Source organism: Roseomonas sp. F4, assembly GCF_053891155.1.
In genome coordinates this window covers 914,588-940,747 of record NZ_JBSSHK010000001.1, presented here as the reverse complement: position 1 = coordinate 940,747, position 26,160 = coordinate 914,588, and the positions used below count along the sequence as shown (strand labels likewise).

The window sequence follows — 26,160 nt, the reverse complement described above, 5'->3', positions numbered from 1 at the left end:
CGCCCTATTGCGGTGCCGGCGTCGGCGCCACCACGGCCGGCGGGGCGCTGGGCGCAGCCGGGGCCGGCGTCGCAGGGGCAGGGGCAGGAGTCGCAGGCGTCGCGGGTGCCTGGGCGGCGCCGGAAGCAGCGGCCGGGCGGCCGCCGGTGCCTTGCGGCGTCAGGCTGGCTGGCATGCTCTCCCGGAAGAAGCGGAAGAATTCGCTATCCGGCGACATCAGCAGGCGGGTATCGCCGCCCGAGAAGGCTTCGCGATAGGCCTGCATGCTGCGGTAGAACTGGAAGAACTGCGGGTCCTGCTGGAAGGCCTCGGCGAAGATGCGGATCGCATCCTGCTCACCCTGACCGCGCAGGATATCGGCCTGGGCCTGGGCCTCGGCCAGCAGCACGGTGCGCTCACGATCCGCGCCGGCGCGGATGCGGGTCGCTTCCTCCTGGCCGCGGGCGCGTTCCTCGGCGGCGACGCGCTGCCGCTCGGACTGCATGCGGGACAGGATGGCATCTGTGTTCTGTTCCGGCAGGTCGGCGCGGCGGATGCGGACATCCAGCACCTCGATGCCGAAGGCGCGCATCTCCTCATTCACCAGGCGGCGGATCTCACCCATGATCCGGGCGCGGTCATTCGACAGAACCGAGAGCAGCGGCTCATTGCCCAGCACCCGGCGGACGGCGGAGGTGACGACGGAGTTGATGCGGGCGCGGATGCCGGATTCCGCGACGCCGACCGTCTGATAGAAGCGCAGCGGGTCGGTGATGGAATAGCGGGTGAAGCTGTCCACGCTCAGCCGGCGCTGGTCGCCGAGGATGATCTCCTCCGCCGGCGCGTCGAAGTCGAGCAGGCGGCGGTCGAAGGCGATGACCGACTGCACGAAGGGAATCTTGGCATGCAGGCCCGGATCGCGGATCACGCGGATCGGCTCACCGAACTGGGTGATGAGCACCTGCTGGGTCTGGTGCACGGTGAACAGGGTGGAGGCGGCAACCACCAGGACGATGGCGACGGTAACGCCGAGGGCGATCAGCTTGTTCATCGGATCGCTCCCGCCGGGCGCTGGGCGCTGGGCTGCGGCGTGGGCGGCGTGCCCTGGCGCTGCGGCTGTGGTTGCAGCGGGGTGGGGCGGGTGCTGTCCAGATTCAGGAAGGGCACCATGCCTTGCAGGTTGTTGTCGATCAGGATGGTCGGGTTGCGGCGCAGCACCTCCTCCATCGTCTCGATGTACATGCGGCGCACGGTCACGTCCTGCGCCACCTGATAGGCGGAGAGCACGGAGAGGAAGCGCTGCGATTCACCGCGGGCGCGGGAGATCTGGCTTTCGCGGAAGCCCTCGGCCTCCTGCACCAGGCGCTGGGATTCACCGCGGGCGGCGGGGATGATGCCGTTGCGGTAGGATTCGGCCTCGTTCCGCGCGCGCTCACGGTCGGCGCCGGCGCGCTGCACGTCGATGAAGGCGTCCACCACCCGGGCCGGCGGCTGGGCGTTCTGCAGCTGCACCTGGGTGATTTCCACGCCGGCGCGATACTGGTCCATGATCCCCTGCGTGCCGGTCCGCACGGCCTGTTCGATCTGCGCGCGCGCCTCGGTCAGGGCCGGCTGGATCGGCGTGCGGCCGATCACTTCCCGCATCACGCTTTCGGCGGCGGACTTCACGGTCGCCTCGGCGTTGCGGGTGTTGAACAGGTACTCGCCGGCATCGCGGATGCGCCAGAAGACGGCGAAATCGATGTCGATGATGTTCTCGTCGCCCGTCAGCATCAGGCTTTCTTCCAGCACGTCGCGCGCCGGAATCGGGCGCACGGCCTGGCCGGAATCGGCGGCGGCGCGGAAGCCGACATCGACGCGGTTGATGCGGGTGACGCGCGGCGTGGTCACGGTCTCGATCGGCCAGGGCAGGTGATAGTTCAGGCCCGGCTGGGTGGTCTGGGTATAGGCGCCGAAGCGCAGCACGATACCCTGCTCATCCGCCTGCACCCGATAGATGCCGGAGGCGAGCCAGCCGCCGACCAGCACCAGGGCCAGCAGCCCGAGGCCCGCACCGCCCAGGCCGCGCGGCAGCATGCGGCGCGCGGCATCCTGGGCCTGTCGGATCATGTCATCGAGGTCGGGTCCGCGGCCACCACCGCCGCCGCCACCCTGGCCTCCGCCCGAAGGCGGCTGCGGCTGGCCCCAAGGTCCGCCGGGCCGGGGATTGCCCCAGGGGCTGGGTCCGCCGCTGCTGTTCCACGCCATCGGGCTTTAGGCCTCCTCCAAACGCAATCGAAATCCTGCCACGCCCCTCCATCGATGGGGAGGGGTGCAGCAGCCGCGACGACGGTCCATATGAGGCTCGTCGTCCGCGGATGAACCGAACCGGAATGCCGGGCCGGGGTGGCGCAGGCCGACCCTCCGAACGGACCGGAGGTCAGCGTCCAGAGGCCAGGGCGGCCAGGCCAGAATGGCGGGCATGCGCGCGCATGCGGCGTCATCGGCCGATAGGCGCGATATCGTATGGAACAGGGGGTTTTTCAAGCGATGGGCGATGGGTTGGAGCAGGCGGTGCGCGATGCGCTGCGTGGGGTGCGCGACCCGGTCAGCGGCCAGGACGTGATCAGCGCCGGCATGGTGGATGGCCTGGCAGTGAAGGCCGGCATGGTGCAATTCGCCATCCAGGTGCCGCGCGAGCGGGCGCGGGAGAGTGAGCCGCTGCGCGCCGCCGCCGAGCGCGCCGCCGCCGGCGTGCCCGGCGTGCTCTCCGCCACCGTGGTGTTGACCGCGCATCGGGCTGAGCCGGCCAAGCCGGCGGCGCCGGAGCCGGGGCGCAAGGCGCCGCCGGGGGGCACACCCGGCCAGGGCCAGATGCTGCTGCCGGATGTTGGCGCCATCGTCGCCGTGGCCTCCGGCAAGGGCGGCGTCGGCAAGTCCACCACCGCCGTGAACCTGGCCGTGGCGCTGGCCATGCAGGGGCTGAAGGTCGGGCTGCTGGATGCGGATATCTACGGCCCTTCCCTGCCGCAGATGCTCGGCACCCGCGAAAGGCCGCGGACGGAGGGCCAGCAGATCATCCCGCTGTCCCGCTGGGGATTGAAGGCGATGTCCATCGGCTTCCTGGTGGAGGAGGAAACGCCGATGATCTGGCGCGGCCCCATGGTGATGGGCGCGCTGGAGCAGCTGATGGGCCAGGTCGCCTGGGGCAGGCTCGACATCATGATCGTCGACATGCCGCCGGGCACCGGCGATGCGCAGCTGACGATGAGCCAGCGCGTGCCGCTGGCCGGCGCCGTCATCGTCTCCACCCCGCAGGATGTGGCGCTGCTGGATGCGCGGCGCGGGGTGCGGATGTTCGAGCGGGTGGGCGTGAAGGTGCTCGGCCTGATCGAGAACATGGCCTTCTTCTGCTGCCCGAATTGCGGCCACCAGACCGATATCTTCGGCCATGGCGGCGCGCGGGTAGAGGCGGAGCGGCTGGGGGTAGAGTTCCTGGGCGAATTGCCGCTGAAGCTGGCGATCCGCGAACTGGCCGATGCCGGCACCCCCATCGTCGCCGCGCGACCGGAGACGGAGGAGGCGGCCACCTATCAGCGCATCGCCACCCGCCTGCGGGAAAAGCTGGCGGAGGGCGCGGCGGCCGGGCCGAAGATCGTCATCGCGTAGACAGCAGCGCCTCGGTCTCCGCCGCCACCGGCATCGAGGGCGCGGCGCCGGGGCGGGTGCAGGCCAGCGCCGCAGCGGCGGCGGCGCGGCGCATCGCGGCTTCCAGCGTCAGGCCGCGATCGAGGCCGGCGGCGAGCACGCCGCACCAGGTGTCCCCGGCCCCGGTCGTGTCCACCGGCATCACCGGGAAGCAGGGGATGGCGATGGCCCCTTCCGAACTCGCGGCCTCTGCCCCCGCCGCGCCGCGCGTCACGGCGACGGCGATGCCAAGAGCCAGGTGCAGGGCGCCGGCGGTGGCCTCCGTGCCAAGGCGGGTGGCGAGCACCGCGGCCTCATGCTCGTTCAGCACCAGCAGATGCAGGGCGCGCAGCGCCTCCTCCGGCATCTCGCCGGGCGGGGCGAGGTTCAGGATGCAGCGGGCGCCGGCCTCGGCGCCGCGGCGGATCAGGGTCGCCACCTCCTCCGCCGGGACCTCCATCTGCATCAGCAGGGTCATGCCCGGATGCAGCGCGGCATCCTCCACCTGCGCCGCGCGGGTCATGCGGTTGGCGCCGGGGGCGACGGCGATCTGGTTGCGGCCCTCGGCGTCGACGCAGATGCTGGCCACGCCGGTCGGCTCATCCACCGCGATCAGCCGCGACAGATCCACCCCGGCATCGCGCATCGCGCCGAGGGCGACCTTGGCCAGGCCGTCCTCACCGACGCAGCCGACGAAGGCGACCTCCGCCCCATCGCGCGCGGCGGCGACCGCCTGGTTGCCGCCCTTGCCGCCGGCCATCTGGGCAAAGCCCTCGCCCAGAACGGTTTCGCCGGGCGCCGGCAGATTGGGAACGGTGAAGACGAGGTCCGTATTGACGGAGCCGAAGACAAGAATGCTCATTCGGCGAACATGCGCCCGGCCCGGGCGCGCTCATAGAGATTCGCGATCAGGGCCTCGAAGGCCGGCCCCACGGCGCGGGCCGGTGCCATGCGGCCATGGGTCGCGGCTTCGGCGATGCCCGCATGGCGCCAATGCCCGGTGCCGATGACGCCCTGCAAGAAGCCTTGGGCGCGGTCGCAGGCCATGGCGAAGCGGGCTTCGGGGGTCTCGCCCTGTTCGAACTCCTCCCACAGCCCGCGCAGCTTTGTGCCCAGATCGGGGGGCAGGACGCCGAAGACGATATCGGCCGCCGCCGTCTCCCGCGCCGCCTGGGTCAGCAGATGCGCCTCGTCATAGGCAAAGGTGTCGCCAGCCTCGATCTCCACCAGGTCATGGGCGGCGATCATCGCCAGGGCATGGCCGAGATCGGGGCGCGGCTCCGGCATCTCGCCATGCAGCAGCAGGGCGACCAAGGCGACGTTCCAGCAATGCTCGGCGGAGTTCTCGCGGCGGGAGGTGCCGTCGGGATTGGCGGTCTCCCCCCGGCGCTCGATGTGCTTGAGGCGGTCGGCCAGGGCCAGAAAGCCGATCAGGGCGGCGGTGCGGTCGGCATCCATGGTCCGTGTCTCTTTCAAACCCCGGCGGTCCAGCGGCCGAGCAGGAAGCCGAACAGCACGGCGCCGCCCAGCAGCGCCACGACCTCCCCGAACATCGCATGGGCCAGCGGCAGGCCGATGGTGATGAGGGTGACCAGCAGCGCCACCTTCCACCAGCGCGTCAGCCAATCCAGCCGCGCCGGCACCGCACCCTTCCCGCGCGGCCGGGACGCGCCTTTGGCGCGGCTGGCGGCGGGGCGCGGGCTGGCCGGGCGGGCGCGGGGCGCGCGGCCGGCCGGGGCCTCAGGCGGCACGGCCGAGCGTCTCCATCAATTCGCGCCATTCGCGCTTGGACAGGCCGGAGGACGCCTGGTCCACCGCCTCCCCCGCCAGAATCCGGCGCACAATGCCGAGCATCTGGGCGGAGAGGGTGACAGCGCCCAGGCGATAGTCGCGGAAGGCGGCGGTGGCGATCGGCACCCAGGCCTCGGCGCTTTGCATCATCGCCTCCGCATAGACGCGGATTTCGTACTGGGCATGGGCGTCGGCACGCAGCGACAGGAAGTGGAGCAGGTTGTGGAGGTCCGTCTTCCAGTACCACTGGGTATAGGCGTTGAGCGTCAGGTTCATCCGAGCCAGTTCGCGGGCGAGTCCCGCGCGGCCGGGATCGACGGGCTGGCCCTGCTCGTCCTCGTTCAGCATGTCGAGGTAGTGGTCGTAGTTGCGGGTCGCATCCTCCCGCAGCAGGTCCAGCACGCGGGCGGCCTGGTCACCTTCCAGCACTTCGCCCCGGCCCTGGCGGTTCACGGCGGACTGCGCGGCCAGGTGTTCCGGCGCGGGAATGTAGAATTCGCGGTCGAGGATCGAATAGCGCGCCGAGTATTCGTTCACATTGGCGGTGCGATGGCGGATCCATTGCCGGGCGACGAAGATCGGCAGCTTCACGTGATACTTGATCTCGCACATCTCGAAGGGGGTCGAGTGGCGGTGGCGCATCAGATAGCGGATCAGGCCCCGATCCTCCGTCACCGCGCGGGTGCCGCGGCCGTAGGAGACGCGGGCGGCCTGCACGATCGCGGCATCGTCGCCCATATAGTCGACGACGCGGACGAAGCCATGGTCCAGCACCGGGGTGGCGGTGAACAGCATGTCTTCCAGGGCCGGCACGGTCGGCCGCCGGGTAGCGTGGCTGGCGCTTCGCGCGGCGTCGATCTCAAGCTGCTGTTGCGGCGTCAGGGCCATGCCCGAGTCCTGTCGGTAAAGGGTGGCTGTACTAGCCCAGCGCGGCTCTCACGGCATCCCCCTGGATTCTGCCCGCCGATGCGCCTACATAGGGTCCGCTACCTCGGTAGCTATGGTGATAAACGCGACCTGGAATAATCGTTGCGGACCCGGGGGCAGTGCCCGGCGCCTCCACCAACCTTCCCTTCGGGGAAATCCTGGGGGCGAAACAGCTTCGACGCGCGTGGTAAAGAGGTCGTTTTTGCCCGGCATTGTACCGCCGTTATCGGGCTAATCTCTAAGTGCGAACGACAATAGCCGCGAGGCTTACGCACTCGCTGCCTGAATAAGGTAAGCGCGGTTCGGGGGGCACCGGGCAACAGAAGCCCCCCACTCTCGCGCCTCTTTCGCGCCCGTCGCCTCGGGACTATGGTCCGCGCAAAGGGAATTCCGCATGAGTGATGACGCACGTCCAGCCGATAGCCTGATCCCCTATGAGCGCTGGACCGATGACGCGCTGCGCGAGGTCGTGATGCGCGCGCTGGAGCTTGCGGCGCGGGAAGGCCTGCCCGGCGAGCACCACTTCTACATCACCTTCCGCACCGACCATCCGGGCACCAAGGTGCCGGGCCATCTGAAGGCCCGCTACCCGCAGGAAATGACGGTCGTGCTGCAACACCAGTTCGAGGCGCTGATCGTCGACCGGGCCGCGCAGCTCTTCTCCGTTCGGCTGCATTTCGGCGGCGTGCCCTCGACCCTCGTCGTGCCCTTTGCCGCCCTGACCGGCTTCGCCGACCCCGCCGTGCGCTACGGCCTGCGCTTCCAGCCCAGCATGGAGGACGCACCGGTCGAGGAGCCCGCGCCGGCCGAACCCGAATCCGCCCCCGCCGCGCCGGAGGCCCCCGCCCAGGTGGTCAGCCTGGACGCCTTCCGGCGCCGCCCCGCGCGGGACTGATCCCCCCGGCCCCGGTCAGCCGGGGCTGCCTTTCTGCCGACCCCACGAGGCGCCGCCCACCCCGCGTGCCGGCGCCCACGGAGAACCGCCGTGTCCGCACCGCTCGACATCGACAGCCCTGTGATCGCGCCGACCCGGCCCGAGGGGTTTCGGTACAGCCCGATGTATCCGCTCGGCGCGGATACCACCCCCTATCGCAAGCTGCCGATCCAGGGTGTCAGCACCGCGACCTGCGACGGCCAGACCGTTCTGAAGATCAAGCCGCAGGCGCTGGAAGAACTGGCTTTTGCGGCATGCAAGGACGTCTCCCACCTGCTGCGGCCCGCGCATCTCGCCCAGCTCGCGAAGATTTTGCAGGACCCGGAGGCGAGCCCGAATGACCGCTTCGTGGCGCTCGACCTGCTGAAGAACGCGAATATCGCCGCCGGCGGCGTGCTGCCCATGTGCCAGGACACCGGCACCGCCATCGTCTTCGGCAAGAAGGGCCAGCGCGTCTGGGTCGAGGGCGATGAGGAGGAGGCGCTGAGCTACGGCGTCCACCGCACCTATACCGAGACCAATCTGCGCTATTCGCAGATGGCGCCCCTGACCATGTGGGACGAGGTGAACACCGGCAACAACCTGCCGGTGGAATTCTCCATCATGGCGGAGCCGGGCGAGCACCACGCCGACGAGATGAAGCTGATGTTCGTCCTCAAGGGCGGCGGATCGGCCAACAAGACCTTCCTGTTCCAGCAGACGCGGGCGGTGCTGAACAAGCCGAAGCTGCTGGCCTTCCTGGAAGACAAGATCAAGACGCTGGGGACCAGCGCCTGCCCGCCCTACCACCTGGCCATCGTCATCGGCGGCACCAGCGCGGAGGCGAATCTCAAGACGGTGAAGCTGGCCTCCACCAAATGGCTGGACGCCCTGCCGACCGAGGGCAGCAAGGCCGGCCACGCCTTCCGGGACGTGGCATTCGAGGCTGAAGTCCACAAGCTCACCCAGAACCTCGGCATCGGCGCACAGTTCGGCGGCAAGTATTTCTGCCATGACGTGCGCGTGGTGCGCCTGCCGCGCCATGGCGCGTCCCTGCCCATCGGCATCGGCGTGTCGTGCAGCGCGGACCGGCAGATCAAGGCCAAGATCACGCCGGAAGGGGTGTTCCTGGAGCAGCTGGAGCAGGACCCGGCGCATTACCTGCCGGCGGCGACCGACGAAATCCTGGGCGGCGACGTGGTGCGGATCGATCTGAACCAGCCGATGGAGGCGATCCGGGCGGAGCTGTCGAAGCACCCGGTGAAGACCCGCGTCTCGCTGACCGGCACGGTGGTGGTCGCGCGCGACATCGCGCACGCCAAGTTGCAGGAACGGCTGGATCGCGGCGAGGGCTTGCCCGACTACCTGAAGAACCACCCGGTCTATTACGCCGGCCCCGCCAAGACACCCGATGGCTACGCCACCGGCAGCTTCGGCCCGACCACCGCCGGGCGCATGGACAGCTATGTCGAGGCCTTCCAGAAGGCCGGCGGCAGCCTCGTGATGCTGGCCAAGGGCAATCGCAGCAAGGCGGTGCTGAAGGCCTGCCAGAGCTATGGCGGCTTCTACCTCGGCAGCGTCGGCGGCCCCGCGGCGCGGCTGGCGCAGGACTGCATCCGCAAGGTCGAGGTGCTGGAATATCCGGAGCTCGGCATGGAAGCCGTGTGGCGGATCGAGGTTGAGGATTTCCCGGCCTTCATCGTGGTGGATGACAAGGGGAACGACTTCTACGAGGGGCTTGAGTAGTGATGCTGGAGCTGCGCCCCAACTGCGAATGCTGCGGCAGGGACCTGCCGCCGCAGTCGACTGAGGCGCTGATCTGCTCCTTCGAATGCACCTGGTGCCGGGACTGCGCCGCGACGCGCCTGCCCGGCGGGCTCTGCCCGAATTGCGGCGGCAACCTGGTGCCTCGCCCGATCCGCCCTGCGGGCAAGCTGGAGCGGTTTCCCGCCTCCACGATCCACAAGCGCAGCACGCTGCCGGTCTGTACGGGCTGAGGCCCCCCGCCACCCCGCCGAATTTCCTTGCCGCGACCGCCGCCGCCATGCCCTCGTAGGGTGGCAACCGTAACGAGCCATCCTGCGCGTGCCCGGGTCACGCATCCCCTTCGGTCGTGCCGGCAGTGCGGGCCGTGGTCCCGTGCGCGCGCTGGAACACGCCCGGCTGGTCGCCAGCAGCGCCGGGTTGGGCTGGAACGGCCTTCACGTCGAAGCCGGCCAGAATGACGGCTGGTCGGTGGATGACCTCGTCGTGCGAGGTCACTACCTCGCCGTCAATCGCGCCGCGGAAGCCCTCGTCATCGAACGCCGCACCGCCCATGGCTTCCGGCGAGAGGTCATCCCCCCCGGCACGCTCTGGATCCAGCCGGCGGAAACGCCCTTCAGCTTCCGCGTCGCGCAGACCTCCCGCTGGGGCGCCGCGGTCATCGACCCCGAACGCATCCGCAGCCTGACCGGCGGGCTGCCGGCCATGGAGCCCGGCTTCGGCGTCGCCGATCCCGCCCTTGTCGCCCTGCTGCAGGCGCTGCTGGCGGAAACCCTCGCCGGCGGCACCGCGGGCCGCCTTTTCGCGGATGGCATGGCCGTCGCCCTGTCCGCCCAGCTGCTGCGCCTGCACGGCCGGATGGAGCCGGCGGCGAAGGGCGGCCTGCCCCGGCACAAGCTGCGGCTGCTCGTCGAATTCATAGATGCCCATCTGGACCATGCCATCGGCGTCGAGGAGTTGGCCGGCCTGGCCGGGCTCAGCCCCTTCCACTTCACCCGCGTCTTCCGCCAGAGCACCGGCAGCACCCCCCATCGCTTCGTGACGGAGCGGCGGTTGGAGCGCGCGAAAGCGCTGCTCGCACGGCCCGAGCCCAGCATCGCCGCCATCGCCGCGGCCTGCGGCTTCGCCGACCAGGCCCATCTGGCCCGCCAGTTCCGCCGGCGCTTCGGCATGGCGCCCAGCCAAGCTCGCGGCAATGCCGCACCGCAGAAATCATCTCACGGCGCAATCGGGTCCAAGTCGGAGGACCCCGCCACCGCCTAGATGCGCCGGGTGCGGCCAGACAGGCAGGCACCCCAAGCCGGAGCATCATGATGGAACGGGTTACATTCGAATCCGACGGCATCCCACTGGTCGGGCATCTCCACCTGCCGCCAGGCGCCACCGCGCCTGCGCCGGCCGTCGTCATCATCGGTCCCATGACCTATGTGAAGGAGCAGGCGCCCAGCGAATATGCGCGCCGCCTGGCTGCGGCGGGCTTCGCCGCCCTGGTCTTCGACTGCCGCTTCCATGGGGAAAGCGGCGGTACGCCGCGGCGGTGGGAGCATCCGCTGGCGAAGGTTGCCGATATCCGCGCCGCCGCGCGGTTCCTCGCCGGGCAGGCGGCGGTGGATGGCCAGCGCATCGCGGGGCTCGGCATCTGCCAGGGCTCATCCGAGATGATTCGCGCTTTGGCCGAGGACGCGACGCTGCGCGCCGGCGCCACCATCGCGGGCCATTACCGCGACCTCGATGCCGATGTGCAGTGGCTGGGGGAGGCCGCCCGGCAGCTTCGGCTGGAGCGCGGCTGGAAGGCGCGGCTGCGTTTCGCCGAGACGGGGGAGGTCGAATACGTCCCGGCCATCGATGCCGAACGGATGGATGTCGGCATGCCGGGCGGCTTTGTGTGGGACTGGTACCATCCTTGGGCCGAGCGGGGCATCTGGGACAACCGCTATGCGGTGATGAGCGATGCTGACCTGCTGGGCTACGAAAGCCTGAGTGCCGCCGCCCGGCTCACCAAGCCCTTCTTGATGATCCACAGCGACAATTGCTTCCTGCCCGACGCCGCCCGCCGGCACTTCGCCGCCATCCCCGGCACGGCCAAGGCCCTGTCATGGCAGGGGACGACGCCGCATCTCGCCTATTACGACGAGCCGGCCGTCATCGATCCCACCGTGGCGCAGCTCGGCCGCTTCCTGTCCAACGCGCTCGCCTGACGCTGGAAGGACCGTGGCCATGAGCAACCTCGCCGCCATTCACCGCGGCCGGATCGCCACCGCCTGCACTTCCTCATCCGCCCGCGCCTCAAAGGTCAGCCCGGCCTTGCCGGCATTGACCGAGCGCAGGATGCCAACCCCGATGATCAGCGCCTCATCCGCCGTCTGCCGCACCAGCGCGGCGAGCTGGCTGGCGCGGTCGGCATCGTCCAGCGTGGCCCGCGCCCGCTGGATCAGCGCATCCATCGCCTCCGTGCCCGCCCCCGTGAAGTTCAGCGCGCCGAGGCCCGTCACCACGCCCCGGCGGTGCAGCTGGGAGCCGATGAGGTAGGAGGTCTCGCCGGTCAGGGACCCGAAGACCGTCACGAAGACGCCGTAGTCACGCCGGTTGCGGCGCGGCAGGAAGTTGGCCTGGGGCACCACCTCCACCGTCGTGCGGATGCCGATGCGGGTCCAGGCGGCGGCAATCGCCTGGCAGATTCGCGGCGTACGATTGGGTGAGCAGAACAGGTTCAGCCCAAAGCCCTGCCCCCAGCCGGCCTCCGCCAGCAGCGTGCGGGCCGCGTTGAGGTCAGCCGCCGGCGAGGGCCGGTCGGCCACCGCACCGAAGATGAAGGGCGGCACAGCCTGGTCGGTCGGGTCGGCAAAGCCTTCCAGGATGGTGCGCGAAATGCCCTCCCGGTTCAGGGCCAGCGACATGGCGCGGCGCACGCGCACATCCTTCATCGGGTTGCGGCCGCCGGCCTCGATGCCCGGCGCATCGTCCCGCTCCACATCCGGATAGATGTTCACGGCATAGATGGAGGGCCCGGCGAAGAGCGCGACCCGCTGGTCGCCGCGGATACGCTCGGCATCCTGCAAGGGCACGTTGTTGATGAAGTCCACATCGCCGGCCAGCAGCGCGCCAACGCGGGCCGCGTCGTTCGGGATCGGCGTCATGCTCACCGTGTCCCAGGGCACGGCGCCGCCCCACCAGCTCTCGTTCCGGCGCAGCACCAGCGGGTCGTTCGCCCGCCAGGTGCCAAGGCGGAACGGGCCGGTGCCGATCACCGCGCGGCCGGAATTGAACTCGGCATTGCCGAAATCGGTGACACTGCGCGGCAGGATGAAGATCTGCGTCAGATTGGTCGGCAGGATCGGCGTCGGCCCGCTGGTGCGGATGCGGAAGGTCAGGTCGTCCACCACCTCCACGCCCGTCACCCCGGCCAGGTAGATGGTATAGGGATTGGGGTTCCCCGGCACATTGGGCACCCGGGCGAAGGAGGCCGCGACATCGGCCGAGGTCAGCGGCGTGCCGTCATGGAATCGCACGCCCGGACGCAGCTTGAACTCCCAGGTCGTGTCATCGACCACCCGCCAGGATTCGGCCAGCCCCGGCTTCAGCGCCATGGTCGCATCGCGCGCCACCAGCGTATCGAAGATGTTCCGCAGGGCGCCGGTGTTGGACAGGTTCAGCAGCCAGTGCGGGTCCAGCGTGCTGGGCGGGGACTGGATGCCGATACGCAGCGTCTGCGCCTCGGCGGAGGCCCAAAACCCCGTTGGGGCGGCCAACAGCGACAGCCCCAAAGCGAGGCGTGTGACGAGGCTCATGCGGTGCGATCCTTGCTGCCATTCGCCCCGTTGGGCGCGATTCCGGCAGAGTGCCACCCTCCCGCCACCGGCGCACCGGGGCTGCGGCGCCTTTTCGCCGCGGGCACCCTGCCCCTTCCTGCCGCGGCGCCACTGGGATATGCCTGCGCCCATCCAGCCACCGACCGGGAACCGACCTTTACATGGCCCGCACCCGTTTTTCCTCCGGCAGCCGCTTCGAAGAAGAAATTGGCTATTCCCGCGCCGTCATCGATGGCGACTGGATCTTCGTCTCCGGCACCACCGGCTATGACTACGCGACCATGACCATCGCCCCCGGCGTGGTCGAGCAGTGCGAGCAGACCTTCAGGAACATCGAGGCTGCGCTGCGCCAGGCCGGCGGGCGGATCGACGATATCGTGCGCGCCACCTTCATCCTGCCCGACCGCGCCGACTGGCCGCCCTGCTGGCCGGTGGTGAAGAAGTGGCTGGGCCGCACCAAGCCCGCCTCCACCATGATGATGGCCGGGCTGCAGGGTCCGGAGATGCGGATCGAGATCGAGGTGACAGCCCGGCTGCGCCGCCGCGAAGGGGATAAATAGGGCATGCGCTTCGCCGTCGATCGCCTGGACCACATCGTCATCACCTGCGCCGATGTCGGCACCAGCGCCAATTGGTATGAGCGCGTGCTGGGCATGGAGCGTGAGAGCTTCGGCGAGCAGCGCCGCACAGCGCTCAAATTCGGCGGCCAGAAGATCAATCTGCGCCCCCGCGACGCGAGCCAGACGGAATGGTTCTCCTCCGTGCTGGCGGAGCCGGGGACGCAGGATCTCTGCTTCATCGTCACCGTCTCGGCCGAGGATATCGCCGCACATCTGCGAAGCTGCGGCGTGACCGTGGAGCTGGGGCCGGTGGCCAAGGCCGGCGCGCTCGGCCCCATCACCTCGGTCTATTGCCGCGATCCGGATGGCAATCTGATCGAGATCGCGACCTATGGGGACCGATTCACCGAATAACCAGGCGTGATGGGAACAGCCGGCTCGCAAGCCCCATCTCCTTTGCCAAGGAGATCCGCATGACAGAAGCGACCCATACCGAGACCGACAGCCTCGGCACCATCGATATCCCCGCCGACCGGCTCTGGGGCCCGCAGACGGAACGCGCGCGCCGGCTGTTCCGCATTGGCTCGGAGCGTTTTCCGCCGGGGCTGATCCGCGCGGTCGGATTGCAGAAGCAGGCCGCGGCCCAGGCCAATGCCCAGCTGGGGGAGCTGCCCGCGGACATCGCGGAGCCGATCGCGACGGCGGCAGCGGAGGTCGCGGCCGGGCGGCACGACGCGGAATTCCCCCTGCCCGTCTGGCAGACCGGCAGCGGCACCCAGACCAATATGAACGCGAACGAGGTCATCTCGAACCTCGCCAACCGGGCCTTGGGCCAGCCGCTTGGCAGCCGCAAGCCGGTGCATCCGAACGACCACGTCAATCGCGGCCAGTCCTCCAACGACAGCTTCCCCACCGTCATGCATGTGGCGGCGGCGGAGGCGGTGGCGGGGCGGCTGATTCCGGCCCTCGGCGTGCTGCATGCCGGCCTCGACCGGCGCGCGAAGGAATGGGCGGATCTGACCAAGATCGGCCGCACCCATATGATGGATGCGGTCCCGGTCACCCTCGGCCAGGAAGCCGCCGCCTGGGCCTGCCAGGTGGAGCTTGGCATCGCACGGCTGCGCGACGCCCTGCCCCGGCTGATGCCCTTGGCCCAGGGCGGGACGGCGGCGGGCACCGGGCTCAACACCCATCCCGATTTCGCCCGGACCTTCGCCGGCATCATGGCCGACCTCACCGGCCTGCCCTTCACCGCGAACAGAAATCCCTTCGAGGGGATGGGCGCGCATGATGCGCTGGTGGAGCTTTCCGGCGCGCTGAACACCATCGCCGTATCGCTGAACAAGATCGGCAATGACGTGCGGCTGCTCGGCAGCGGCCCGCGCGCCGGGCTGTCGGAACTGGTGATCCCTGCCGATGGCCTGTCCAGCAGCATCATGCCGGGCAAGACCAATCCGACGCAGTCGGAGGCGATGACCATGGTCTGCGCCCAGGTGATGGGCAACCACGTCACCGTGACCATCGGCGGCGCCCAGGGGCATCTGGAGCTGAACGTCTTCAAGCCCGTCATCATCCAGGCGGTGCTGCAATCCGCCGGGCTGCTGGCCGATGTGGCCGAGAGCTTCGCCCATAACATGGTCGACAAGCTGGAGCCGAACCGGACGAAGCTGGCGGACAACCTGGGCAAGTCGCTGATGCTGGTCACCGCGCTGAACCCGCGCATCGGCTACGACAAGGCTGTCGCCATCGCCAAGAAGGCATTGGCCGAGGACATCACGCTGAAGGCCGCCGCCGCGGCGCTCGGCCATGTGTCGGAGGCGGATTTCGACCGCTGGGTGCGGCCAGAGGACATGCTGCGGCCCGGCGGCACGCTGGACGGCGGCGGGTGAAGGCGGGTGGGCAGCCGAAAGGCTGCCGCGCCCAACCGGCGGTGGATGCGATGATCGGTCGCCATCACGGGTATTCGCCATGAGGCATCTGCGGAAGCGGTCCTTCCGCCTCGCCGGGCACCGCACCTCCGTCGCTCTGGAAGCCGAATTCTGGGTGGTGCTGGAAGCTGCGGCGGCGCGGCAGGGGATCAGCCTGGCCGGGCTGGTCGCCGCGGTGGATGCGGCGCGGCCCGATCCCGACCTTCCCCTGGCCAGCGCCTTGCGGGTGCAGGCGCTGCGGATGGCGGTTCAGCCCGCCTCCTCGTAATCCGCCATCGCCCGGTCAGGGTTACGCAGCAACCACAGCCGTTCATGCGCCGCGCAGAGCGTCTCGACAGCCCGACGTTGTTCGCGCATCGGCTGCCGGGTGCTGCGCATCGCCATTTCGCAGCATTCCAGCAGCATGCGGGCGACCTCCAGATGGTCCTGGTCACAGGCCTGGTGGAAGGCGATTAAAATCTTGTCTGACAGTCGCCGTGTGTAGATCGGCCCGTACGCCTGTCCCTTTCCGAGGGAGGGTTCGGTCGTTTCGGTCATGCCTGGTCCCGCGTGATGGATGCCCATCCATCGGGAGCAGGAGGCCGGCTGGATGCATCACGAAAACGCGATGATTCAGCCACGCTCCGCCCGCCAGCGTGCCCAGGCGGAGGTTTCGGGCAGACGGCGCGGCGCATCGGCCGGGCCGGTCAGGCGCAGGCCGAGATCGGGCGCATCCGGCATCGCTGGCCGCGCCAGCACGCGCAGATCCAGCGTGGCGCGCGGCAGGTCGATGCTGCCATCCAGCCCGGCGGAAGCCCCGCCCTCGGCCGCCATGCGCATCGCCTCCAGCCGCAGCCGCCCGGCATTCAATGAGGCCTCGCCCTGAAGCTGATCGAAGGCGGTGGCGCCCGAGAGCAGGGCCTGGCGGACCGCCACCTCCGCCGCCAGCGCATCGGCGCCGGCGCTGGCCGTGGTGGCGCCGGCCAGGTCGAATCCGGTGAGCACGCCATCGCGCAGATCCATTTGCAGGCTGCCCGACAGCGAGGCGAGCAGCGCCGCCGGGCTGTGGCCGACCGCCTCCAGCGCGAAGCCGAGATTGCCGCGCGCGGTCGCCAGGTCCACCGGCAATCCGAACAGCGGCGCCCCCAGCGTCACATCCGCCAGGCGTCCAGCCAGCGCCAGGCGGGGCGGCAGGCCGGGCGCGGTCTCGGCGGTCAGCGTGGCCTCCATCTGGCCGCCGGCCAGACGGGCGCGCAGGTTTTCGAGGCGCAGCCGACCTTCCCCCAGCCGCAGGGTCGCGGCCGCCTCCTCCGCCACCGCATCGCCGATCAGCAGGCGCCCGACTTCCATGCCCAATTCGGCATCCAACGAGGCCAGCGTCTGCAGGCCGAGCGGGGCCGTGGCGCGCCAGCCCGGGAAGGGCAGCGGCAGCGTCTCGGCGGCGATGCGGCCGGTCAGGCGCGGGCGGGCGCCAAAGGCCAGGGCCAGCGATCCCCGTGCCCGCAAGGCGGCCGCCACCAGCTCGAAGCTCTCCGCGCGGATCTCCCGCGCCCCGGCGGCGAGATTGGCGATCAGGGAGAAGGACCCCTCCCCCATCCATTCCCCGGCACTAAGGCCGAAGGCCTCCGACAACAGGCGCGGCGCGCCGGGGTGGCGCAGGGTCAGGCCGAGATTGCCGCTGCGCTGCGGCGCGTTCAGCGTGCCATTCGCCTCCAGCCGCAACTCGCCGAGGTCCAGATTGCCGCGCAGCGCCAGCGCCTCCATCGCGCCGCCGCCGGACAGGCGCAGCGCCAGCGGCAGGTCGACCAGCGGCGTGCCATCCGGCCAGCCGCCCGGCAGCAGCGCTGCGATGCCGCGGGCATTGGGGCCGGTCAGCTCGATGTTCATATCCTGCAGGCGCATCTGCGGCGCGAGGGTCAGCACACCGGAAGCCGCCAGATCGACCTCCGCCAGCCGCCCGGACAGCCGGCGCAGCGTCAGCCGCCCGCCTTCCAGCGCCGCATCCAGCGCGGCGCGCTGCATCACCGCATCCCGCAGCACGACACGCTCGGCGGCCAGACGCAGGTTGAGGTCCACGCTGCCCAGGGCACGGCCGGCGCGTGCCGGATCAAAGCCCTGCGGCAGCCAGCGCGCCAGATCCAGCGTGTCGATCGACAGGCCAAGGCCAAGCGCCGGGCGGGCACCGTGGCGCAGCACGCCGGCGCCCGAGATCTGGATATCGCCGAAATTCGCCACCAGCTCCGGCATCGCCGCCTGCGCATCCTCCAGCACCAGGCGCATGCGGCCCTCGCCCTGGCGCAGCAGGGTCGGGTCCAGCTCCTCCACCGGCAGGCCGAGCGCGGCGAGGCTGGACCGGATGTCGGGGCCGGCGAAGCGGGCGCCGAGTTCCAACCGCTGCCCCGCCGTGGCGCCGGCGATATCGAGCTGCGTCTCCCCCGGCAGGAGCAGGGAAATATCGGACAGCGTCAGCCGGCCTTCCTCCAGGAAGGCGGCGCCGCGCAGGCGACGCAGCGTGATGCCGCGGAACATCCCGGCCTCGGCCGAGAGGTCGATGGAGATCGGCCAGGGCCGCGTGCCGGCGCCACGCAGCGCGCCCACCCAGCCATCCAGGTCGAGCCGCCCGGCGACCAGCGCGATATCCAGCCTGGGCACCGGCGCCAGCCGCAGTGCCACCGCACCGCGGGCCGGATTGCCGGCGATTTCGATTGCCAGCTCATCCGCCGCGATCAGCTCGGCGGAGGCGTTCAGCCGGCCGGCAGCGCGGAAGGCGCCGGCCGGGCTCGGCAGCAGGGCGGCGAGGTTGGGGCCGCTGGCTTCCACCGTGCCCTCGAAGCCAGTGCCGGGGATCAGCACGCCGCGCGCATTGCCCAGAATCTCAGGCAGCACCAGCGCCACTTCGAAGGTCGAGACGCCGTCCCAGCCGGGCCGGCCAAGGGAGGCGGTGAAGCGGGTAGGACGGCTGTTCCAGGTGAAGGCGCCGGCCATCTCCAGCGTCTGCGCGGCGCCGCCGGAGGTCAGGCGCGCGGTGACGCCTTCCAGCACCGCATCGCCGACCCGGACGCGGCCATCCTCCAGATTCGCATCGAGCTGGGTGATCCAGGCCGGTGGACGAAAGGCCAGCATCGGGCCGGGCGGCCAGGGCAGGGTCAGCTCGGCGCCGACCAGCGCGATTTCCCGCGGCGAGAGCCTGCCGCGCAGCAGCGCCGGCAGGTCGAGCCGCACGCGCAGCAGGCGCGCGGTGAAGCTGTATTCCTCCCCGGCCTCTCCCACCGCGACGCCACCGGCGCGGACCACGGGCTGCGGCAGCAGGGCCAGTTCCACGGCCCCCTCCAGCGTCACCGGCCGGCCAAGCTGGGCGGAGGCGAGTTCCGCCAGGCGCGCGCGCCAGGGCTCCCAATCGACGAAGCGCGGCCCGAACCAGAGGGCGCCGATGACGATCAGGACAAGCAGGGCCAGGGCGGCGAGAAGGCGTTTCATGACGAGGGCGTGGGCCGAGCGGTCGTCAGCAGTGCAGCGGGGCGCGACCCGTAGCTGAGGCTGCCGTGATACGGGGGAACCCCCCTCACCCAACTCTCTCCCCCCGACGGGGGGAGAGGGCGTTTGGGGGATGTCGGGAATGGGAAAGGTGCGGCGATGGTCATGCCACCGGGGCGCTGCCCCAGCCGCCGCCGCCGGGGGTTTCCAGCGCCAGGACGTCGCCGGGATTCAAGCTGGCGCGGTCGCAGCCCTGCATCGGCTGCACGCTGCCATCGGCGCGTTCCACCCATTGCTGGCCGGGGGCACCGGCCGCGCCGCCATGCAGCCCATGCGGGGCGACGCGGCGGCGAGACGCGACGATGACGGCTTCCATCGGCCGCAGGAAGCGGATGCGCCGGCGGCTGCCATCGCCGCCCGGCCATTGCCCGGCCCCGCCGGAGCCGCGGCGGATGGAAAACTCCTCAAGCCTCACGGGGTAGCGCAGTTCCAGCACTTCGGGGTCCGTCATGCGCGTGTTGGTCATATGCGTCTGCACGGCGGAGGTTCCGGCAAAGCCGGGGCCGGCACCGGTGCCGCCGCAGACGGTCTCGTAGTATTGGTAAACGGCATCGCCGAAAAGCAGGTTGTTCATCGTCGCCTGGGCCGAAGCGCAGGCATCCAGCGCCGCCAGCAGCGCATTGCAGGTCATCTGGCTGACTTCGGTATTGCCGGCGACCACCGCCGCACCGGGGCGGGGCGAGAGGAAGGTGCCCTCCGGCACGATGATCTCCAGGGGCACCAGGCAGCCATCATTTAGGGGAATCTCCTCCCCCACCAGGCAGCGGAAGCAGTACAGCACCACGGCGCGGCAGACGGCGGCCGGGGCGTTGAAATTGTCCGGCCGCTGCGGGCCGGTGCCGGTGAAGTCGATGACGGCGCTGCGGGTTTCGCGATTGACGCGCACGGCGACCTTCAGCGGCGTGCCGTCATCAATGGTCGTCTCGAAGCTGCCATCGGCCAGGCGATCCAGCACGCCGCGCACCGCCGCCTCGGCATTGTCCATCACATGCCGCATATAGGCGCGCACCGTGTCGAGGCCGAATTCGGCGACGGCGCGGAGCAGCTCCTGCACACCCTTCTCATTCGCCGCGACCTGGGCGGTGATGTCCGCGACATTCACATCCGGGCTGCGTGCGGGATATTTGGCGCCGGCCAGAAGGGCACGGAACTCGGCCTCCCGCATCCGGGCCTCGGAGACGAGCAGGAAGTCGTCGATGACCACGCCCTCCTCCTCCAGCGTGGCGGAACCGGGGGGCGTGGAGCCGGGGGTGAGGCCGCCGATATCGGCGTGATGGCCGCGCGAGCCGACGAAGAACAGGATCTCCTGCCCCGCCGTGTCAAAGACCGGCGTGATGACGGTGACATCCGGCAGATGCGTGCCGCCATTGAAGGGGTTGTTCAGCGCCACCACGTCGCCCGGCCGCAAGGTCGCGGCGCGGGACCGGATGACGGTGCGCACGCTTTCACCCATGGCACCCAGATGCACCGGCACATGCGGTGCATTGGCCACCAGCCGGCCCGTCGCATCGAAGATGGCGCAGGAGAAGTCGAGACGTTCCTTGATGTTCACCGAGAGCGAGGTGTTCTGCAGCACCGCACCGGTCTGCTCGGCAATCGACATGAACAGGTTGTTGAACAGTTCCAGCATCACCGGATCAACCCGCGTCGCATCCGCCACGCGCGCGGCCTCGCGCTGGGTCGTGCGGCGTAGGATCATGTGGTTGCGCGGCGTGACCTCGGCGGTCCAGCCGGGCTCCACCACCGTGGTGGCGATGGCTTCGCGGATCAGCGCTGGACCGGGGATGCGGTCGCCGGCGCACAGCGCGTCGCGGTCCAGCACCGGGGCGGTATGGGCAGCGCCAGCCATGAAGACGGGGACCTCGGCCAGCAGGGGCAGTGCTTCGCCATCCGGGCGCGGGGTCAGCCTCGCCTCGGCCACCTGTTCACCGGGGGCGGTGACCTCCACCACACAGGCCTCCACCACCACCGGGCGTTCCGGCGTGGCGAAGCCGAAGCGGCGGCGATGCGCTTCCGTAAAGGCCTCCAGCGCCGCCGCGTGATCGGCGAAGGGCACGGGCAGGAAGGAATCCGTGCCGGCATAACGCAGATGCAGGCGGCGTGCGGCGCGCAGCGCCTCCGGCGCGGCGCCCTGGCGGGCCAACTCCTCCCGCCCTGCCTGTTCCAGCGCATCCAGCCGGGTGGCGAGATCGGCCATGCCATCGGCCGAGAGTGGCGCTTCCACCGCCGCCTCCCGGATCACGGATTGATCCGCGAGGCCCATGCCATAGGCGGAGAGCACGCCGGCGAAGGGGTGCAGGAACACCGTCTCCATCCCCAGCTCATCCGCCACCAGGCAGGCATGCTGCCCGCCGGCGCCGCCGAAGCAGGTCAGGGCATAGCGGGTGACGTCGTGGCCCTTCTGGATCGAGACCTGTTTGATGGCATTGGCCATATTGGCGACGGCGACCCGCAGGAAGCCCTCCGCCACAGCCCGCGCATCCTGCGTCTGGCCGGTCGCTTCCTCGATCTCCGCCGCCAGCGCCGCGAATTTCTGGCGCACCACATCGGCATCCAGCGGCTGGTCGCCATTCGGGCCGAAGATGGCGGGGAACTGCGCCGGCTGGATCTTGCCGGTCATGACATTCGCATCCGTCACGGTCAGCGGTCCGCCGCGCCGATAGCAGGCCGGGCCGGGCACCGCGCCGGCGCTTTCCGGACCGACGCGGAAGCGCGCGCCGTCGAATTTCAGGATGGAGCCGCCACCGGCCGCCACCGTGTTGATCGCCATCATCGGCGCGCGCATGCGCACCCCGGCCACCTGCGTTTCGAAGGCGCGTTCGAACTCGCCGGCATAGAGCGCGACATCGGTGCTGGTGCCGCCCATGTCGAAGCCGATGATCCTTTCGAAGCCGGCCATGGCGGCGGTGCGCGCGGCGCCCACGATGCCGCCGGCCGGGCCGGACAGGATGGCATCCTTGCCCTGGAAGCTGCGCGCCTCCGCCAAGCCACCGGAGGACTGCATGAAGTACAGCTTCACGCCGGGCATCTCGCCGGCCACCTGCTCCACATAGCGGCGCAGGATCGGGGAGAGGTAGGCGTCGACCACGGCCGTGTCGGTGCGCGGCACGATGCGGGGCAGCGGGCTCGCCTCGTGGCTGAGGCTGACCTGGCTGAAGCCGGCCTCCCGCGCCAATTCGCCGAGGCGGATTTCATGGGCCGGATAGGCCCAGGCATGCATCAGGCTGATGGCGACGGCGCGGATGCCCCTGGCATGAGCGGCGGTGAGGGCCGCACGGGCGGCGTCCTCATCCAAGGGCTCGATCTCGGTGCCATCGACCGCCATGCGGCCGCCAATTTCAGAAACCTCTTCCTGCAAAAGCTCTGGCAGCTTCACCTGAAGGTCGAACAGCCGGGGCCGGGCCTGGTTGCCGATGCGGGTCATGTCGGCAAAGCCGCGATTGACCAGCAGCAGCACCCGTTCCCCCTTGCGCTCCAGCAGGGCATTGGTGGCCACTGTGGTGCCCATCTTCACCGCCTCCACCAGGCCGGGCGGCAGCGGCGCGTCCGGTGCGAGGTCCAGGCAGGCGCGGATGCCGGCGACGGCGGCGTCGCGGTAGCGGCCGGGATTCTCGGAGAGCAGCTTCCGGGTCGTCAGGCGTCCTTCCGGATCGCGTGCCACGATATCCGTAAAAGTGCCGCCGCGATCGATCCAGAACTGCCAGCCGCCCATTGCCGCAAACCCCCGAGGTCCGTCGCTGATCACACCCATGCCGGATCGGCGCAAGGCCGGCCGGCGGGCTCCTTCGTCATTGACGATTTACCGATAAATCGTCAACGTTAATTCGTTGTCGCGGGAGGCCCAGGATGACCAGCAAAGCCACGACCCCCGTGGTCTCCTCCGCCCATCTGGCCGCCGGCGCCTCCCCGGGCCTGTCGGAGGTGGAATACGGGCTGATCCTCGCCGGCCACGGCTTCCATCGCTGGATGACGCGCTGCATGGCCGCCGCCGGCCGCCCCGGCCTGTCACCCACCGAGATCCTGATCCTGCACACGGTCCGCCACCGCGACCGGCCGAAGCGGCTGGCCGATATCCTGCTGGTGCTGGATATCGAGGATGCGCACATCGTGAACTACGCCATCCGCAAGCTGGCCGCCGCCGGCCTGGTCGCCACCAGCCGCGCGGCGAAGGAAAAGCTGGTGGCGGCGACGGAGGCCGGGGCCGCGCTCTGCGCCGATTACGCGGCGGTGCGGGAACGCCTGCTCGCCCGCCCCCTGCGGGCCGGCGGCCCCAGCGAGGCCCAACTCTCCGAAGTGGCGGAGTTGCTGCGCGGTCTGTCGGGCTTTTACGACCAGGCCGCGCGCGCCGCGGCGACCCTGTAGCGCCAGCCTCACCCATGCTAGGACCGCCGGGACAAAAGTGAGGCCAGCTTGAGCATCTGGGGCAAATTGCTGGGCGGGGTCGCCGGCTTCGTCACCGGCGGGCCGCTCGGCGCGGTGATGGGCGCGGCGCTGGGCCATGCGGCGGATCAGGGCCAAGGGGGCGGTATTGGCGGGCGCATCGGCCCCGGCGCGGCGGATATGGCCGCGCTGCTGGGCAACAAGGAAACGCTGTTCGCGATCTCCGTCATCGTGCTCTCAGCCAAGCTGGCCAAGGCGGACGGCCCGGTGTCGCGCACGGAAATCGACGCCTTCAAGACGATGTTCCGCATCCCGCCCGAGAATCTGCGCCAGGTGGCGCAGATGTTCGACGAGGCGCGACGCGATGCCGGCGGGTGGGAGACCTTCGCCGAACGGCTGGGCGAGGCCTTCGCCGACAATCGCGGCATGCTGGAGGATGTGCTGACCGCGCTGTTCTACATCGCCCGCGCCGACGGCCCCATGACCAAGGGCGAGTTGCGCATGCTGCAGGGCGTGCATCTGCGCTTCGGCCTGGATGAGGCGGCCTGGAACCGCGCCAAGGGTGGGCAGGGCGGTGCCGCGCAGCGGCAGGTGGAGGAGATCGACGCCTATGCGATCCTCGGCCTGCCGGCCACGGCGACGAATGAGGAGGTGCGCCTCGCCTGGCGCAAGCTGATGCGGGAAAATCATCCGGACAGCCTCGCCTCCCGCGGCGTGCCGGCGGAATTCGTCGACCGCGCCACCCGCAAGGTGGCCGAGATCAACGCGGCCTGGGACCGCATCAAGCGGCAGCGCGGACTATGAGCGTCGCCCTACAGTCCCAGGCATTCGCGCCGGCCTTCGCGCTTCGCGCAAAGGCGGGGGACCGCATCCAGCGGCAGCGCGGGCTGTGAGCCTCGCCTGGCAGCCGCAGGGCGGGCCGCGGATTCACGAAGCGCCCAGCCCGAACCACGATGAACGTCCGCAGCCGGTGGACATGCTGGTGCTGCACTACACTGGCATGCGATCCGGCGCCGAGGCGATCGCCCGGCTGCGCGACCCGGCGGCCCGCGTCTCCAGCCATTACGTGGTGGAGGAGGATGGCGCGGTGTTCCGTCTGGTGCCGGAGGAACGGCGCGCCTGGCATGCCGGCATCTCCCATTGGCGTGGCGAGACTCTGTTGAACGGGCGCTCCATCGGGATCGAGATCGTCAATCCCGGCCATGAATTCGGCTACCGCCCCTTCCCCGCCTTGCAGATGGCCGCCGTCTGCGATCTGTGCCTGGCCATCCTGTCCCGCCACGCCATCGCGCCGCGCGATGTGGTGGCGCATTCCGACATCGCGCCGGACCGCAAGGACGATCCGGGCGAGCTGTTCGACTGGGAAGGGCTCGCGGCGAATGGCGTCGGCTTGTGGCCACAAGGCCTCGCGGAACCTCGGGCGGATGCGCTGACAATGCTCGGCCGCATCGGTTATCGCACCGACCTGCCCCTGCCCGTGCTGCTGCGCGCCTTCCAGCGGCACTGGGCGCCGGGGCGGGTGGATGGGCAGGCGGATGCGGCGACGCTGGCGCGGCTGGCGGCGGTGGCCGCGGCGGTGGGGTGAGTACGGCCCGGGTTGCCGCTCTGCTGGCGGCAAGCACTGGGCATATGGACGCTCTGGCGACCCTGGCGCTGGCCGGGCCGCGCGGCGCCTGGATCGGCGCCGGCTTCGTGCGCAATGCGGTGTGGGACGCGCTGAGCGGCCGGGCGCCGGATGTGACGGCGCTGGCGGATCTGGATGTGGTGCACCTGGACGGCACGGCACCCGACACGGCCTTCGAAGCGGCGCTGCGCGTGGCGCGCCCGGCACTGAACTGGTCGGTCGCGAACCAGCATCGCATGGCCCGGCGGCATGGCCATGCGCCCTATCCCGACCTTGCCTCCGCCCTGTCCCACTGGCCGGAAACCGCAACCGCCCTCGCCGCCCGGCTGCGCGCCGGGCGGGTGGAGGTTCTGGCCCCCTGCGGCACGGCGGATCTGTTCGGTTTTCTGCTGCGCGCACCGCCCCTCGGCGATGCCGGGGTGCTGCGCGCGCGTCTCGCCGCCAAGGGCTGGGCGCAACGCTGGCCGCGATTGCGGCTCGCCAGCGATTGACCGCGACGCGGGAAGCGGCGATGTGACGCGCGGTGCCGGGTGGCTGGGCGACCGCTGGTCCCGATGCTCTTCGGAGCATGGGGGCTGGAGGAAAGTCCGGGCTCCACGGGAATACGGTGCCGGTCAACGACCGGCGGGGGTCAAACCCCAGGGAAAGTGCCACAGAAAGCAAACCGCCTCGGCACGCGCCCCGCAAGGGACACGTCCCGCGGTAAGGGTGAAAGGGTGCGGTAAGAGCGCACCGCTCCCACGGCAACGTGGGAGGCACGGCAAACCCCACCGGGAGCAAGGCCGAATAGGGGCGGCCGGCGTGATCGCTTCTTCGGAGGGGATGGACGCGGGGGCATTCTCGCCCCGTCGCCCGGGTTGGCCGCGAGAAGCCTGCGGTGACGCAGGCTCCAGAGGAATGGTCGTCCATCATCTTCGGATGGGGACAGAACCCGGCTTACAGGCCACCCGGCACCACTCGTTCCTGTCCTGTCATGCGGTCGTGTCAAGGCCGCATGGCGGAAGGACATAAGAACAAATCGCGAATACATGGCCAATTGGCCGATCACGGGTTGTTTTCTGTAGCTCTCCAACAGAAAGCCTCGCTAATGGTCTGTTAACATATGTTTTTTCCGGCCAGCACTGCTGCCCTTAGCCGGGAATTTAGCTTGCTCACCCGCAAAATCCCGTCTATTCCCGTGTTATCCCAGCGGCGGCCCTGCTCGGGGGGGCATCTTGGGCTACGAGGGGATGGTCGGGCGAGCCGGCGAGGTCGGGGGGCCTCGCCGGCGCGCTGACAGGACAGGGGGCATGGCGGCCTGCGGGCC

General features: G+C 70.1%; 24 protein-coding genes and 2 other RNA genes. 16 read left to right on the top strand and 10 right to left on the bottom strand.

All coding sequences use genetic code 11. The annotated features are described in order from the left end of the window. Positions 1 to 4 precede the first annotated feature (4 nt). Both hflC and hflK read right to left on the bottom strand, forming a co-directional pair. The gene (gene hflC, locus ACVFYP_RS04490; RefSeq protein ID WP_499198921.1) at positions 5 to 1,030 is read right to left on the bottom strand and encodes a protease modulator HflC; all 1,026 of its coding nucleotides are present in this window, start codon (positions 1,028 to 1,030) and stop codon (positions 5 to 7) included. Continuing rightward, the gene (gene hflK / locus ACVFYP_RS04485) at positions 1,027 to 2,088 is read right to left on the bottom strand and encodes an FtsH protease activity modulator HflK (protein ID WP_499198920.1); all 1,062 of its coding nucleotides are present in this window, start codon (positions 2,086 to 2,088) and stop codon (positions 1,027 to 1,029) included. Before hflK ends, hflC begins: the two co-directional genes overlap by 4 nt. Positions 2,089 to 2,508: 420 nt before the next feature. On the opposite strand from hflK, the gene ACVFYP_RS04480 reads away from it, so the two are divergent. Further along, a complete protein-coding gene (locus ACVFYP_RS04480) occupies positions 2,509 to 3,627 on the top strand; it encodes an Mrp/NBP35 family ATP-binding protein (protein ID WP_499198919.1) in 1,119 nt (372 codons plus the stop codon). On the opposite strand, the gene ACVFYP_RS04475 is transcribed toward ACVFYP_RS04480, so the two are convergent. Genes ACVFYP_RS04475 through thyX form a run of 4 tightly spaced genes read right to left on the bottom strand, consistent with a single transcriptional unit; the run spans position 3,617 to position 6,324 of the window. Then, complete coding sequence (locus tag ACVFYP_RS04475) at positions 3,617 to 4,507, bottom strand: ribokinase (RefSeq protein ID WP_499198918.1); 891 nt, start codon at positions 4,505 to 4,507, stop codon at positions 3,617 to 3,619. The two genes, ACVFYP_RS04480 and ACVFYP_RS04475, sit on opposite strands and share 11 nt — an antisense overlap. Next, positions 4,504 to 5,103 carry an HD domain-containing protein gene (locus ACVFYP_RS04470; RefSeq protein ID WP_499198917.1) on the bottom strand — a complete coding sequence of 200 codons (600 nt, stop codon included), beginning with the start codon at positions 5,101 to 5,103 and terminating at the stop codon, positions 4,504 to 4,506. Before ACVFYP_RS04470 ends, ACVFYP_RS04475 begins: the two co-directional genes overlap by 4 nt. Before the next feature lie 14 nt (positions 5,104 to 5,117). Then, positions 5,118 to 5,396: a hypothetical protein gene (locus tag ACVFYP_RS04465; RefSeq protein ID WP_499198916.1), complete on the bottom strand. Its 279-nt coding sequence runs from the start codon at positions 5,394 to 5,396 to the stop codon at positions 5,118 to 5,120. Continuing rightward, positions 5,386 to 6,324 (bottom strand): FAD-dependent thymidylate synthase, encoded by a 939-nt coding sequence (gene thyX / locus ACVFYP_RS04460; protein WP_499198915.1) that lies wholly within the window; start codon positions 6,322 to 6,324, stop codon positions 5,386 to 5,388. The genes ACVFYP_RS04465 and thyX overlap by 11 nt, the downstream gene beginning before the upstream one ends. A gap of 58 nt (positions 6,325 to 6,382) precedes the next feature. Between thyX and ssrA the strand changes: the two genes are divergently transcribed. From ssrA to ACVFYP_RS04430, 6 genes are all read left to right on the top strand, one after another. Next, positions 6,383 to 6,698, top strand: a transfer-messenger RNA (tmRNA) gene (gene ssrA / locus ACVFYP_RS04455). A gap of 59 nt (positions 6,699 to 6,757) precedes the next feature. Then, positions 6,758 to 7,258 carry an SspB family protein gene (locus ACVFYP_RS04450; protein ID WP_499198914.1) on the top strand — a complete coding sequence of 167 codons (501 nt, stop codon included), beginning with the start codon at positions 6,758 to 6,760 and terminating at the stop codon, positions 7,256 to 7,258. Positions 7,259 to 7,420: 162 nt separating this feature from the next. After that, positions 7,421 to 9,022: a fumarate hydratase gene (locus ACVFYP_RS04445; protein WP_499199539.1), complete on the top strand. Its 1,602-nt coding sequence runs from the start codon at positions 7,421 to 7,423 to the stop codon at positions 9,020 to 9,022. Positions 9,023 to 9,024: 2 nt separating this feature from the next. Further along, on the top strand, positions 9,025 to 9,273 hold the full coding sequence (locus ACVFYP_RS04440; RefSeq protein ID WP_499198913.1) for a DUF1272 domain-containing protein: 249 nt from the start codon (positions 9,025 to 9,027) through the stop codon (positions 9,271 to 9,273). A gap of 88 nt (positions 9,274 to 9,361) precedes the next feature. Beyond that, positions 9,362 to 10,303 carry a helix-turn-helix domain-containing protein gene (locus ACVFYP_RS04435; RefSeq protein WP_499198912.1) on the top strand — a complete coding sequence of 314 codons (942 nt, stop codon included), beginning with the start codon at positions 9,362 to 9,364 and terminating at the stop codon, positions 10,301 to 10,303. Between the two features lie 50 nt (positions 10,304 to 10,353). After that, the gene (locus tag ACVFYP_RS04430; RefSeq protein WP_499198911.1) at positions 10,354 to 11,238 is read left to right on the top strand and encodes an alpha/beta hydrolase; all 885 of its coding nucleotides are present in this window, start codon (positions 10,354 to 10,356) and stop codon (positions 11,236 to 11,238) included. A gap of 39 nt (positions 11,239 to 11,277) precedes the next feature. On the opposite strand, the gene ACVFYP_RS04425 is transcribed toward ACVFYP_RS04430, so the two are convergent. Beyond that, positions 11,278 to 12,828 carry an ABC transporter substrate-binding protein gene (locus ACVFYP_RS04425; protein WP_499198910.1) on the bottom strand — a complete coding sequence of 517 codons (1,551 nt, stop codon included), beginning with the start codon at positions 12,826 to 12,828 and terminating at the stop codon, positions 11,278 to 11,280. A 182-nt stretch (positions 12,829 to 13,010) separates the two neighbouring features. Here ACVFYP_RS04425 and ACVFYP_RS04420 point away from each other — a divergent pair, with 182 nt between their 5' ends. The 4 genes from ACVFYP_RS04420 to ACVFYP_RS04405 all read left to right on the top strand — a co-directional run bounded on the left by ACVFYP_RS04420 (position 13,011) and on the right by ACVFYP_RS04405 (position 15,605). After that, positions 13,011 to 13,409 (top strand): RidA family protein, encoded by a 399-nt coding sequence (locus ACVFYP_RS04420; protein ID WP_499198909.1) that lies wholly within the window; start codon positions 13,011 to 13,013, stop codon positions 13,407 to 13,409. Positions 13,410 to 13,412: 3 nt separating this feature from the next. Next, positions 13,413 to 13,823, top strand: a complete 411-nt coding sequence (locus ACVFYP_RS04415; RefSeq protein ID WP_499198908.1) for a VOC family protein — start codon at positions 13,413 to 13,415, stop codon at positions 13,821 to 13,823. Between the two features lie 59 nt (positions 13,824 to 13,882). After that, positions 13,883 to 15,298, top strand: a complete 1,416-nt coding sequence (locus tag ACVFYP_RS04410; RefSeq protein WP_499198907.1) for a class II fumarate hydratase — start codon at positions 13,883 to 13,885, stop codon at positions 15,296 to 15,298. A gap of 79 nt (positions 15,299 to 15,377) precedes the next feature. Beyond that, entirely contained in the window at positions 15,378 to 15,605 is a 228-nt protein-coding gene (locus ACVFYP_RS04405; RefSeq protein WP_499198906.1) for a ribbon-helix-helix domain-containing protein, read from the top strand. On the opposite strand, the gene ACVFYP_RS04400 is transcribed toward ACVFYP_RS04405, so the two are convergent. The 3 genes from ACVFYP_RS04400 to ACVFYP_RS04390 all read right to left on the bottom strand — a co-directional run bounded on the left by ACVFYP_RS04400 (position 15,587) and on the right by ACVFYP_RS04390 (position 22,562). Then, positions 15,587 to 15,874: a hypothetical protein gene (locus tag ACVFYP_RS04400; RefSeq protein WP_499198905.1), complete on the bottom strand. Its 288-nt coding sequence runs from the start codon at positions 15,872 to 15,874 to the stop codon at positions 15,587 to 15,589. The two genes, ACVFYP_RS04405 and ACVFYP_RS04400, sit on opposite strands and share 19 nt — an antisense overlap. Before the next feature lie 75 nt (positions 15,875 to 15,949). Beyond that, a complete protein-coding gene (locus ACVFYP_RS04395; RefSeq protein ID WP_499198904.1) occupies positions 15,950 to 18,793 on the bottom strand; it encodes an AsmA family protein in 2,844 nt (947 codons plus the stop codon). 160 nt (positions 18,794 to 18,953) lie between these two features. Then, positions 18,954 to 22,562 carry a hydantoinase B/oxoprolinase family protein gene (locus tag ACVFYP_RS04390; protein ID WP_499198903.1) on the bottom strand — a complete coding sequence of 1,203 codons (3,609 nt, stop codon included), beginning with the start codon at positions 22,560 to 22,562 and terminating at the stop codon, positions 18,954 to 18,956. 134 nt (positions 22,563 to 22,696) lie between these two features. On the opposite strand from ACVFYP_RS04390, the gene ACVFYP_RS04385 reads away from it, so the two are divergent. The 5 genes from ACVFYP_RS04385 to rnpB all read left to right on the top strand — a co-directional run bounded on the left by ACVFYP_RS04385 (position 22,697) and on the right by rnpB (position 25,809). Continuing rightward, on the top strand, positions 22,697 to 23,212 hold the full coding sequence (locus ACVFYP_RS04385; protein ID WP_499198902.1) for a winged helix DNA-binding protein: 516 nt from the start codon (positions 22,697 to 22,699) through the stop codon (positions 23,210 to 23,212). A gap of 48 nt (positions 23,213 to 23,260) precedes the next feature. Further along, positions 23,261 to 24,034 (top strand): TerB family tellurite resistance protein, encoded by a 774-nt coding sequence (locus ACVFYP_RS04380; protein WP_499198901.1) that lies wholly within the window; start codon positions 23,261 to 23,263, stop codon positions 24,032 to 24,034. Between the two features lie 85 nt (positions 24,035 to 24,119). Then, positions 24,120 to 24,815, top strand: coding sequence for an N-acetylmuramoyl-L-alanine amidase (locus ACVFYP_RS04375; protein ID WP_499198900.1), 696 nt, complete (start codon positions 24,120 to 24,122; stop codon positions 24,813 to 24,815). 44 nt (positions 24,816 to 24,859) lie between these two features. Next, the gene (locus tag ACVFYP_RS04370) at positions 24,860 to 25,345 is read left to right on the top strand and encodes a nucleotidyltransferase family protein (RefSeq protein WP_499198899.1); all 486 of its coding nucleotides are present in this window, start codon (positions 24,860 to 24,862) and stop codon (positions 25,343 to 25,345) included. Positions 25,346 to 25,380: 35 nt separating this feature from the next. Next, an RNA gene (gene rnpB, locus ACVFYP_RS04365) (RNase P RNA component class A) lies at positions 25,381 to 25,809 on the top strand. The last annotated feature ends 351 nt before the right edge of the window (positions 25,810 to 26,160 follow it).